This window comes from Serratia sp. BW106 (assembly GCF_002607755.1).
In the GTDB taxonomy this organism is placed as follows: domain Bacteria; phylum Pseudomonadota; class Gammaproteobacteria; order Enterobacterales; family Enterobacteriaceae; genus Serratia; species Serratia proteamaculans.
Window position 1 is genome coordinate 102036 of record NZ_MCGS01000016.1, and the last position, 11418, is coordinate 113453.

Annotated in this window: 13 protein-coding genes and 1 tRNA gene; 10 read left to right on the forward strand and 4 right to left on the reverse strand. The window is 55.2% G+C overall.

The genetic code is table 11. The features are described from left to right. Nucleotides 1–207: 207 nt before the first annotated feature. From dsdC to BEI65_RS12980, 4 genes are all read right to left on the reverse strand, one after another. Nucleotides 208–1137 (reverse strand): DNA-binding transcriptional regulator DsdC, encoded by a 930-nt coding sequence (dsdC, locus tag BEI65_RS12965; RefSeq protein WP_099063693.1) that lies wholly within the window; start codon nt 1135–1137, stop codon nt 208–210. Between the two features lie 217 nt (nt 1138–1354). Continuing rightward, entirely contained in the window at nt 1355–1894 is a 540-nt protein-coding gene (locus tag BEI65_RS12970) for a DUF2058 domain-containing protein (protein WP_099063694.1), read from the reverse strand. A gap of 169 nt (nt 1895–2063) precedes the next feature. Continuing rightward, a tRNA-Arg gene (locus BEI65_RS12975) sits at nt 2064–2138 on the reverse strand. A 130-nt stretch (nt 2139–2268) separates the two neighbouring features. Then, complete coding sequence (locus tag BEI65_RS12980; RefSeq protein ID WP_099063695.1) at nt 2269–3198, reverse strand: formate/nitrite transporter family protein; 930 nt, start codon at nt 3196–3198, stop codon at nt 2269–2271. 253 nt (nt 3199–3451) lie between these two features. On the opposite strand from BEI65_RS12980, the gene ccmA reads away from it, so the two are divergent. The 10 genes from ccmA (at nt 3452) to mlaA (ending at nt 11311) form a co-directional block, all read left to right on the forward strand. Then, entirely contained in the window at nt 3452–4084 is a 633-nt protein-coding gene (ccmA, locus tag BEI65_RS12985) for a cytochrome c biogenesis heme-transporting ATPase CcmA (RefSeq protein ID WP_099063696.1), read from the forward strand. Further along, nucleotides 4084–4743 (forward strand): heme exporter protein CcmB, encoded by a 660-nt coding sequence (gene ccmB, locus BEI65_RS12990; RefSeq protein WP_099063697.1) that lies wholly within the window; start codon nt 4084–4086, stop codon nt 4741–4743. Before ccmA ends, ccmB begins: the two co-directional genes overlap by 1 nt. Nucleotides 4744–4860: 117 nt before the next feature. Then, on the forward strand, nt 4861–5598 hold the full coding sequence (locus BEI65_RS12995; RefSeq protein ID WP_012146102.1) for a heme ABC transporter permease: 738 nt from the start codon (nt 4861–4863) through the stop codon (nt 5596–5598). Then, nucleotides 5595–5831: a heme exporter protein CcmD gene (gene ccmD / locus BEI65_RS13000; RefSeq protein WP_099063698.1), complete on the forward strand. Its 237-nt coding sequence runs from the start codon at nt 5595–5597 to the stop codon at nt 5829–5831. Before BEI65_RS12995 ends, ccmD begins: the two co-directional genes overlap by 4 nt. After that, the gene (gene ccmE, locus BEI65_RS13005) at nt 5828–6322 is read left to right on the forward strand and encodes a cytochrome c maturation protein CcmE (protein WP_012146100.1); all 495 of its coding nucleotides are present in this window, start codon (nt 5828–5830) and stop codon (nt 6320–6322) included. Before ccmD ends, ccmE begins: the two co-directional genes overlap by 4 nt. Further along, a complete protein-coding gene (locus BEI65_RS13010; protein WP_085117899.1) occupies nt 6319–8289 on the forward strand; it encodes a heme lyase CcmF/NrfE family subunit in 1971 nt (656 codons plus the stop codon). Before ccmE ends, BEI65_RS13010 begins: the two co-directional genes overlap by 4 nt. Then, on the forward strand, nt 8286–8837 hold the full coding sequence (locus BEI65_RS13015; protein ID WP_099063699.1) for a DsbE family thiol:disulfide interchange protein: 552 nt from the start codon (nt 8286–8288) through the stop codon (nt 8835–8837). The genes BEI65_RS13010 and BEI65_RS13015 overlap by 4 nt, the downstream gene beginning before the upstream one ends. Next, nucleotides 8834–9307, forward strand: coding sequence for a cytochrome c-type biogenesis protein (locus tag BEI65_RS13020; RefSeq protein ID WP_085117898.1), 474 nt, complete (start codon nt 8834–8836; stop codon nt 9305–9307). Before BEI65_RS13015 ends, BEI65_RS13020 begins: the two co-directional genes overlap by 4 nt. Further along, entirely contained in the window at nt 9307–10518 is a 1212-nt protein-coding gene (gene ccmI, locus BEI65_RS13025) for a c-type cytochrome biogenesis protein CcmI (protein WP_099063700.1), read from the forward strand. The genes BEI65_RS13020 and ccmI overlap by 1 nt, the downstream gene beginning before the upstream one ends. 34 nt (nt 10519–10552) lie before the next feature. Continuing rightward, entirely contained in the window at nt 10553–11311 is a 759-nt protein-coding gene (gene mlaA / locus BEI65_RS13030; protein ID WP_085117894.1) for a phospholipid-binding lipoprotein MlaA, read from the forward strand. The last annotated feature ends 107 nt before the right edge of the window (nt 11312–11418 follow it).

Sequence of the window (11418 nt, forward strand, 5' to 3'; positions counted from 1 at the left end):
TGACTTTTTCGTGGTGAAAAGCACTAAGCGCGGTCGGTTATCTAACCAGACACCGGTTGAGATAATAAAATTCTCTAATAACGCTACAGTAGTGTGGGATAACGGCCGCAAGCATATTTATTATTCAAAGGCCGGGCGGTTGTACAGCTGCGCACTTGAATTTTCTTATACCCCAAAGAAGTGGTAATCATTTTAAACCTCTGGCAATCAGGCCAGAGGCTCTATCTTCATCATCCACTGTTTGAACGCGATGATCTTCGGCCACTGACGTTCGGATACGGTCGACACAAAATAACAGTGTTCGCAGGGCAGGATCATGTGGGGAAATGGGATAATCAGTTCGCCGCTTTTGATCCAGTCTTGCACCAGGTTAAGCCGTCCCATGGCAACGCCCAGGTGTTGAGTCGCCGCCAGCACCGCCAGGTCAGAACGATCGAACTCCATGCTTTTGCTGTCGGTATCCAGGCCCAAATCAAAATGTTGTGACCAGGTTTGCCACTCGTCTTCACCGGAATTATATCTGTCATGCAACAGGGTGCTGTGCGCCAGATTTTCAGGAGCATTGTAGAGGTTATGCGTTTTGGCGTACTGCACAGTACAGACCGGGACCATGGACTCTGACATAAAGGCTTCATCCAGCTGCTGGCCCGACGGCAGCCGGCCAAAATAAAGGGCTAAATCAACCCCTCTGTTGGCCAGGTTAATGTTTTCCTGCCCGGTGAGAATGTTTAAATGAACGGTGGGATACTGGGCAATAAAGTCACCGATCCTCGGTATCAGCAAACACTGTACGATGGAGGGGTGGGAGTAAATGGTCAGGGTGCCCGTCAATTCACGGTTCCTGATATCAAGAATTTCCTGAGTCAGAGCATCGAAGGAGCTGCTTAACGACCATTGCATCCGCTCGCCTTCCGGCGTTAGCGTAATTCTGCGGTGAAAACGCTGAAATAAAAGAAAGCCCAACTCTTTCTCAAGCAAGTTTATTCTGTGACTTACGGCGCTGGGGGTAATTGACAGTTCTTCTGCCGCCAATGAAAAGGAGAGGTGACGGGCGACGCATTCAAAAGTATGCAAGCGTGAAAATTGATAACTGGTCAGCGGATTGGCTCGTTGTGAATATTTTTTGTTGGGGAACATGCTATTACTCCATTCGCGTCACGTTACCAATGTTAGCATTTTAATTTATGGATATAAAATGAGAATTCACTTATTTATGAGGGGTGGCGATATTTGAATAATTTGTTTGCGCTGGGTTTAATATTTTCATGGAATATAGCTTGGCATTATTACCGACCAGGGCGGGCGGAACTGAGAGGTGAGGGCAAGGGTTATTGTCCGTTGCCCCAAGCATTTCTTACCACATTAGATCATCAGGCACGACAAAATCGGCATACGGATCTTCATCGTCTTGATCCTCCTGACTCAGTACATTACTGACTACAATGCTGCTGGCATCACGCTGCGCAATTTTATTTGCCACGATTGCGGGGATAATAGCGTAATCGTTATCAAGGCCATTATCAGCAACCAGGCGCGCAATGGCGAGACGACCACTGATTAACTGGGATTGCGTCGTTTTATCCACACTGATATTTTTAATTAAATTATTGTCTGTGAAGTTATAGCTAACATTGCCTTTTGAAATAACGATCCGGTTCATTTCAATTAACTGTTTAACCTGAGCTTTATACTCTTTAGACAAGGCCGCTTGCTTTTGTTGCTCACTAAGCTGTTTATCACGTTCAACTTGTGCCTTTTTATTGACTTCCACCGCCTCTCTGGCCTCACGAGCCTGAACTCGCGATTTTTTAGCGGTTTTCTGCACTTTCGCCAGTTTCTTACTGTTGACCAATCCGGCTTTAAGCATCTGCTCTTGTAATGTGAGTTTTGTCATGTTCGTTTCTAAAATCAATTAAATCGTGTGTGAGATTATACCTTTAATAGTCGACCTTGCGCCAGATTGTGAGGCAGGGTGATGCATCATGCTGATAACACGGGAAGTTTTAAGGCCTGGTGAGGCAAGGGAGCTTGGGGAGGCGAAAGTGCTGAATAGGCAGGCTTAATGGTGTCCCCGACTGGAATCGAACCAGTAACTAGCCCTTAGGAGGGGCTTGTTATATCCGTTTAACTACGGGGACGCTGCGGGCTGGCAACCTGAGGCTGCCGGGGCAGTATACCTTTTTTTACCCGCAGAATAAGCGCTTAGCGGTGCGTTTGCTCATTCCCTCGCCAATATGCGCGGAATTTCGTGTGCTGCGCTGACCGCGATCACGGTTTTCTCGCCTCGGCAGTCTGTTTTTCTGCCTCCAGCCGCGCCGCTTTGTTTTTATCACTCATATCATTGCGTATCTGTGCATGGCTGATTAACGCAAAGATAAAGGTACCGCCAATAATGTTGCCGGCCAGCGTCGGAATGGCGAACGGATAGATAAAATCTTGCCAGGGGATCACACCGCTAAATACCAGATAAAGGATCTCGACCGATCCGACCACGATATGGGTCAGATCGCAGATCGCCACCAGATAGGTCATCAGGACGATCACCCAAATCTTGGCGGCGCCGGCGGAAGGGAACATCCACACCATGGTGGCGATGATCCAGCCGGCAATAATACCGTTGGCGAACATTTCTGACGGTGAGTTTTGCATCACTTCTTCCGACAGGCTAACGAAGGCGCTGCGGGTGCTTTCATCAAAAATCGGCATGTGAATAAATGCCAGTGACACCAGCCCGGTGCCAATCAGGTTGCCGAGCAGCACCACGCCCCACAGGCGGAACAGGATGATGAAATTTCTCGGCGTCGGTTTATGCATGATCGGCAGCACGGCGGTCACGGTATTTTCGGTAAACAGCTGCTGACGGGCCATAATCACAATGATAAAGCCAAAGGTATAGCCAATATTCTCGATAAAGAAGCGGCTGGGGTCGTCCGGTAAACGGGCATGAAAAATGCCCTTTGCCATCAGTGAAGCCCCCATCGACAACCCGGCGGCCACCGCTGACCACAGTAAAGCCAGCCAATCGCGTTCCAGCTCTTTCTCACCCTCCATGCGGATCTGCTCATGCACCGCTGCCGCGCGTGAGGGCAGGTTTTGTTCCTTTACCTCTATTTCGCTCTTGCCCTGTTCATGCTCCTTGCTCTCCACCTGCAGATGATCATCGCTATCTGTATCAGGGCGCTGTTGTGGGTCGCTCATTATCTGCTCTCTCCTTTAACTGCTGTCTGGGTCACGGATTAAGCATAGTTGGCGTGTCGGCACGGCGAAAGCCATGTCGCAAATTGCAGAAAAAAGTAACAAGAGTTTAACGCCGTCGGTTTTTTCTTCGCATTATTGATCTGGGGCGCAATATTACCCCTATTGGAGTAGCTGAGTGACCCGCGGCGGGCTACGTGCCGCAGCATGGCTTATGCTATGATCGCTATCCCAAAGAAAAATATGAGTTCTCCCGATGCTGGAAGCTAAAAATCTGAGTTGCGTCCGCGATGAGCGCACCCTGTTTAGCGGGTTAAGCTTTACGGTGAAACCGGGCGATATTATTCAGGTGGAAGGACCGAACGGCGCGGGCAAAACCAGCCTGTTGCGTATTTTGGCCGGTCTGGCGCGGCCGGAGGGGGGGGAAGTTTGCTGGCAGGGGAAAAATACGTTGCGCCATCGCGAACGTTATTACCAGGATCTGCTGTTTCTCGGCCATCAGCCGGGAATTAAAGCCCAGTTAACACCTTTTGAGAACCTGCAGTTTTACCAGGCGGTACGTACCACGCCCGATCGTCAGGCCATTTGGCAGGCGCTGGAGCAGGTCGGGCTGGTGGGCTACGAGGATTTGCCGGTGGCGCAGCTTTCCGCCGGGCAGCAGCGCCGGGTAGCACTGGCGCGCTTGTGGCTCAGTGATTGCCCGCTGTGGATCCTGGACGAGCCGCTGACGGCCATCGACAAGCAGGGCGTGGCTGAATTAATTAGCCTTTTTGAGCAACATGCACAGCAGGGCGGCATGGTATTGTTGACCACGCATCAGGATTTGGCCGGCGTAACGCAGGCGGTAGGAAAAATCAGCCTGACGGAAAACCGCGCGGAGAGTGTTTGATGTTTTTGACTATATTGCGCCGTGAGCTGAAGATTGCCTTTCGCAAAGGGTCGGAAATCGTTAATCCGCTGTGGTTCTTCCTGATCGTTATCACCTTGTTTCCGCTGGGGATCGGGCCAGAGCCGCAGTTACTGGCGCGTATTTCGCCGGGGATTATCTGGGTCGCCGCGCTGCTGGCGGCGTTGTTGTCGCTGGAGCGTTTGTTCCGCGATGATTTTCTGGATGGTTCGCTGGAGCAACTGCTGTTGCTGCCGACGCCGCTGCCAATGACGGTGTTAGGCAAAGTGTGTGCTCACTGGGTAGTAACAGGCTTACCCCTGTTAATCCTGTCGCCGCTGGTGGCGTTGTTACTGTCGTTGGATATGAATACCTGGCTGGCGGTGGCGTTTACACTGCTGTTGGGGACGCCGACGCTGAGTCTGATCGGCGCTATTGGTGTGGCGCTGACCGTCGGGCTGCGCAAGGGCGGTGTATTACTGAGCCTGTTGGTGTTGCCACTGTATATACCGGTGCTGATATTTTCCACCGCCGCCATTGATGCTGCGTCTATGGGCATGCCGATAGACGGTTACCTGGCGATTCTGGGCGCGATGCTGGCGGGCAGCATAACGCTGGCGCCATTCGCCACCGCAGCGGCGCTGCGTGTGAGCGTGCACTAGCTAACTTATTGAAATGCGGGTTAACGCCATCAAGAGCGTGTTCCACCGCACTGTAATTTTCGTCGCCTTGGTCAACGGGGCGGCCACCGTATAAATTTACCGTGAGCAATGACGACAATGTGGAAATGGTTACATCAATTTGCCCAGCCTGAACGGCTGTATCGTGTCTGTGGCCGCTTTATCCCCTGGTTGGGGCTGGCCGGTGCGGCCTGCCTGCTGCTGGGTTGGGTATGGGGTTTTGGCTTTGCCCCCAAGGATTATCAGCAGGGTGACAGCTTCCGCATCATGTATATCCATGTCCCGGCCGCCATGTGGTCGATGGGGATTTACGGTTCGATGGCGGTAGCGGCGTTCATCGGTCTGGTGTGGCAGATGAAAATGTCCGATACGGTGGTGGCGGCCATGGCGCCGGTCGGCGCGGTATTTACTTTTATTGCTCTGGTCACCGGTTCCGCCTGGGGCAAGCCGATGTGGGGCACCTGGTGGGTGTGGGACGCGCGCCTGACCTCTGAACTGGTGTTGCTGTTCCTTTATATCGGCATTATTGCGCTGTACAACGCCTTTGAAGACCGCCGCCTGGCGGGCCGCGCCGCCGGTATTCTGGTACTGGTGGGGGTGGTGAACATCCCAATTATTCATTTCTCGGTCGAATGGTGGAACACGCTGCATCAGGGATCGACCAATATGCAACAGAGTATCGCGCCAAGTATGCGCACCCCGCTGCGCTGGGCGATCCTCGGCTACCTGCTGTTCTTTATTACCCTCACTTTGATGCGCCTGCGCAATTTGATTTTGTCTCAGGAAAGTCAGCGTCCATGGGTCGCCGGGCTGGTCAATAAGGAGCGCCAACCATGAATGCCGCATTTACTTCCTGGCAGGGGTTTTTCGCCATGGGGGGCTATGCCTTCTACGTCTGGCTGGCGGTAGTCGTCACGCTGCTCTCGTTGTTGGGCCTGGTGGCTCATACTTTCTGGCAGCGTCGGCAATTGCTCGATGAGATCGGCCGCCGTCAGGCGCGCGAGCGACGCATTCGTCAGTCGCAGCAGTCGAAACAAAAATCCGCCAACCCGCGGGAGAAATCATTGTGAATCCACGTCGTAAAAGTCGCCTGTATCTGGCGATAGTAGTGCTGATCGGCGTTGCGCTTACCGCGACCCTGATGCTGTATGCGCTGCGTTCCAATATCGATCTGTTTTATACCCCGAGCGAAATTCTGCAGGGCAAGGGCGAAAATCATGAGAAGCCGGAGGTGGGCCAACGCCTGCGAATCGGCGGCATGGTGATGCCCGGCTCGGTGAAACGCGATCAGAAAACGCTGCAGGTCAGCTTCAAGGTCTATGATGCGCGCGGTGCGATCGACGTCACCTACACCGGCATTCTGCCGGATCTGTTCCGTGAAGGGCAGGGCGTGGTGGCGCAGGGCGTGCTGGGTGAAGGCAACGTGGTGAACGCGCGTGAAGTGCTGGCGAAACACGATGAAAAATACACGCCGCCGGAAGTGGCCGACGCGATGAAAGAAAATCATAAGGGGCCGGCTTCGGCTTACGCTACCCCACAGAATGAGGGCGCCAAATCATGATGCCGGAAACGGGAAGTTTTCTGCTGTGCCTGGCGCTGGCGATATCGCTGCTGCTGAGTATTTACCCGCAGTGGGGCGCTGCGCGTCAGGATCGCCGCATGATGGCGGTGGCGCGTCCACTGACCTACGGCATGTTCGGTGCTATTGCGCTGGCATTCATCTGCCTGGTGTATGCCTTTGTCACCAATGATTTTACCGTGGCCTATGTGGCCGCCAACTCCAATACGCAACTGCCGGTGTATTACCGCATCGCTGCCACCTGGGGTGCCCATGAGGGATCGCTGCTGCTGTGGGTGCTGCTGCTGAGCTGCTGGTCGCTGGCGGTGGCGTTGTGCAGCCGTTCGATGCCACAGGATGCGGTGGCACGCGTGCTGTCGGTGATGGGCATGATTACCGCAGGCTTCTTGCTGTTCATTATCATGACCTCCAATCCGTTCACCCGCACCTTGCCGAATTTCCCGATCGACGGCAGTGACCTCAACCCTCTGCTGCAGGATATCGGCCTGATTTTCCATCCGCCGTTGCTGTATATGGGGTACGTTGGTTTCTCGGTGGCCTTTGCCTTTGCGATTGCCTCACTGATGGCCGGCCGGCTCGATACCGCCTGGGCACGCTGGTCGCGTCCCTGGACCACTGCGGCCTGGGTGTTCCTCACCATGGGTATCGTGCTGGGCTCTGCCTGGGCTTATTACGAACTGGGCTGGGGCGGTTGGTGGTTCTGGGATCCGGTAGAGAACGCTTCATTTATGCCGTGGCTGGCCGGTACGGCGCTGATGCACTCGCTGGCAGTGACCGAAAAGCGCGGGACTTTCAAGGCCTGGACGGTGCTGCTGGCGATTACCGCCTTCTCGCTGTGTCTGTTGGGGACCTTCCTGGTGCGCTCCGGCGTGCTGGTGTCGGTGCACTCCTTTGCCTCCGATCCGGCGCGCGGTATGTTTATCCTCGCCTATCTGGTGATTGTGATCGGCGGTTCTTTGCTGCTGTACGCCGTCAAGGGTGGGCAGGTGCGCAGCCGGGTGCAGCATGAGACTTTCTCGCGTGAAACCTTCCTGCTGGGTAACAACGTACTGTTGATTGCCGCGATGCTGGTGGTGCTGTTGGGCACGCTGCTGCCGCTGGTGCATAAACAGCTCGGCCTGGGCAGTATTTCTATCGGCGAACCCTTCTTCAATACCATGTTTACCTGGCTGATGGCGCCGATGGCGCTGCTGATGGGGATTGGGCCGCTGGTGCGCTGGCGTCGTGATGAACCGACCAAGTTGTGGCGCCGCCTGAGCGTGGCGCTGGTGATTACGCTGGTGCTGTCGATCCTGCTGCCGTGGCTGTTGCAAGACAGCATCGCCGGCATGACGGTGGTGGGGCTGATCATGGCGGTCTGGGTGATTATCCTGACGCTGATGGAGTTGCACGAGCGTGCCACCCACCGTCACGGTTTCTGGCGTGGTTTGAGCCATCTCTCCCGCAGTCACTGGGGCATGGTGCTGGGTCACCTTGGCGTAGCAGTGACGGTGATCGGTATTGCCTTCAGCCAGAACTACAGTGTGGAACGTGATGTGCGCATGAAGGCTGGCGACAGCGTGGATATCCATAACTATCACTTTGTGTTCCGCGATGTGCACGATATTCGCGGGCCGAACTACACCGGCGGTGTCGGTATCATCGACGTTACGCGCAACGGTAAGCCGGAAGCGACGCTGCACGCGGAAAAACGCTACTACAGCGTGGCGCGCAGCATGATGACCGAAGCGGCTATCGACGGCGGCTTCAGCCGTGATCTTTACGCTGCACTGGGTGAAGAACTGGACGACGGCTCCTGGGCCGTGCGGTTGTACTATAAACCCTTCGTACGCTGGATCTGGTTCGGTGGCGTGTTTATGGCGATTGGCGGCATCCTGTGTATTCTCGACCCGCGCTATCGGATGAGCAAAAAACTCAAGCGTGAAGGCAAGCTGGAGGAGCAGGCATGAACCGTAAACTCCTGTTTATCCCGTTAATCCTGTTCCTGCTGCTGGTGGCGGCGTTTATGGTGCAACTGACGCGCAATGCCGGTGGCGAAGATCCGACCATGTTGGAGTCGGCGCTGATCGGCAAGCCGGTACCGGCCTTCAAGCTGGAGTCGCTCGATCACCCCGGCAAGACTTACGATCAGGCGGTGCTGCGCAATGGCAAGCCGATGTTGCTGAATGTCTGGGCCACCTGGTGCCCAACCTGTCGCGCCGAACATCAATACCTCAATACGCTGGCCGCGCGCGGTATTCGCGTGGTGGGGCTGAACTATAAAGACGATCGCGGCAAGGCGGTGACCTGGCTGAATTCGCTGGGCAACCCTTATGCGCTCAGCCTGTATGACGGCGACGGCATGCTCGGGCTGGATCTGGGCGTGTACGGCGCGCCGGAAACCTTCCTGATCGACGGGCAAGGCATTATTCGTTACCGCCACGCCGGGGATATGAACGAACGCGTCTGGCAGCAGGAAGTCTTGCCGCTGTACAAAAAGTACGGGGGTGAGGCATGAGGCTGATTGCCCTGCTGTTTGCCGCGCTGCTGAGCTGGAGCGCCGCTGCGGCTATTGATACCTATCAGTTCAAATCGGTGGAGCAGGAACAGCAATACCGTGAACTGACCGAGCAACTGCGCTGCCCGAAATGCCAGAACAACAGCATTGCCGACTCTAACGCCATCATCGCGGCGGACATGCGTACCAAGGTATACGAGCTGATGATGCAGGGGCAGAGCAAGCCGCAGATCATCGACTACATGGTGGCGCGCTACGGCAATTTCGTCACCTATGAGCCGCCGGTGACCCCGGCGACGCTGATCCTGTGGGTTGGCCCGTTACTGTTTGTGCTGATCGGCGGTGCGGTGGTGATACTGCGTACCCGCCGTCGCCGCAGCAGTGCCGCTAACGCTAACGATGAATTCTCCGAGCAGGAGCAACAGCGTCTGGCGGCGCTGCTGAAAGAGACTGACAGGAAGAAACCCTAATGGCTTTTTGGCTGATTATTATTGTATTGCTGGTTGGCGCTGCGGCGTTGCTGGTGGTGCCGGCGATGCGCCAAAGCGACAAAAGCACTGCCGCTAGCCGCGATACGCTGAACAAAGCATTTTATCAGGACCGTCTGCACGAGCTGGAGCAGGACGAAGAGCAGGGGGTGGTTGCCGAACGCCCGGAGTTGGTGAAGGAGCTGCAGCAAAACCTGTTGAATGATATTCCCGGTCAGCAGGAAGCGCAGGCGAAACCGATCAACCGTTGGGCGCTGGTACCCGGCGTCGCGTTATTGGTGGTGGTCACCCTGGGTTTTTATCTGAAAACCGGTGGGCTGGCGCAGGTGCTGGACTGGCAGCAGGTGGAAGCTCAAATGCCGGATCTGCGCGCGCGGGTTGCCAATGAACGCGCTCAGCCGCTGAGTATGGAAGAGATTGCCCGTCTCGGCCTGGGCCTGCGTACCTCACTCCAACAGGACGATCGTAATATCAACGACTGGATGATGCTGGGCCGGGTCGGTATGGCACTGAATAACGCCACCACCGCGACTCAGGCATTCGCTCATGCTTATCAACTGGATCCGAATAGTCTGGAAGTTCGTCTCGGCTACGCGGAAGTCTTGACGCGCTCCAACGATCCAGAGGATAACAAGCAGGCCACGCAGATGCTGCGTAAAATGATCGCCGAAGATCATACCAATCTGCGGGTGCTGAGCTTATTGGCCTTTAACTCCTTCGAACAGGGTGATTTCAAGCAGGCGATCGGTGCCTGGCAGGTGATGTTGAAACTGCTGCCGGCTAACGATCAGCGCGCCGAGGTGTTAAAGCGCAGCATTGAACAAGCAAAATCCCAGGCGGGCGGAGAAACTGTTAAACTTGGTATTAACGTGACGTTATCGCCGCAGGCGAGTAACGCTTTACCGCCGCAGGGGACGCTGGTGATCTCTGTGACCGATGGCACCAATCCGGTGCCGGTGGCGGTAAAACAACTGCCCTTAAGCCGTTTCCCGCTGTCATTCTCCCTGGATGACAGCAACGCCATGATGCCTGAGCGCCTGCTTTCGGCTCAGCATCAGGTCAAGGTGCGGGTGCGGATTTCTCAGGATGGTCTGGCCACGCCACAGGCGGGTGACTGGTTCGGTGAGAGTGCGCTGCAGAATTTCAGTGGTAAAGAGCAAATTGACGTTCAGATAAACAAACAGGTCCCCTGAATAAAAGACCGAACGTGTTTTCATGGAGAAGAATATGAACTTTCGCCTGACTGGGCTGGCTTTCACAACGGTGTTATTGGTGGGCTGTGCCAGCGCGCCACAAGATGAACCACAAGGGCGATCCGATCCTCTGGAAGGATTTAACCGGACGATGTTCAACTTTAACTATAATGTCCTGGATCCGTACGTACTGCGCCCGGTGGCCGTGGCCTGGCGCAACTATCTGCCGATGCCGGCGCGTAATGGTATCAGCAACTTCACTTCCAACCTGGAAGAACCGGCCAGTATGGTCAACTCCTTCCTGAAGGGCGATCCGTACAAGGGGATGATCCACTTCAACCGTTTCTTCCTCAACACCCTTCTGGGGATGGGCGGCCTGATCGACGTGGCTGGCATGGCTAACCCGAAACTGGCGCGTGAAGAGCCGAACCGTTTCGGTAGCACTCTGGGGCATTATGGTGTCGGTTATGGCCCTTATGTGATGTTGCCGGGCTATGGCAGCTTCACTCTGCGTGAAGAGGGCGGTGACTGGGCAGATACCGTTTATCCGGTGCTGAGCTACCTGACCTTCTGGATGTCGGCGGGCAAATGGGTGGTTGAGGGGATTGAAACCCGCGCCGAACTGTTGGATTCCGACGGCTTGCTGCACAACTCTTCCGATCCGTACCTGATGGTGCGTGAAGCCTACTTCCAGCGCAACGACTTCCTGGCGAACGGCGGCTCGCTGAAGCCGGAAGTTAACCCGAACGCCCAGGCGATCCAGGGCGATCTGGACGAGATCGACTCGCAATAACCTCGGTTAGCGAAGATAAAGAACCTGCCATCCGGCTAACACCGTTCACTTAAGAGATCCTTAGCCGCGCTGGTATGCGGCGAGAGGGGAATTAGTAAATGTAATTT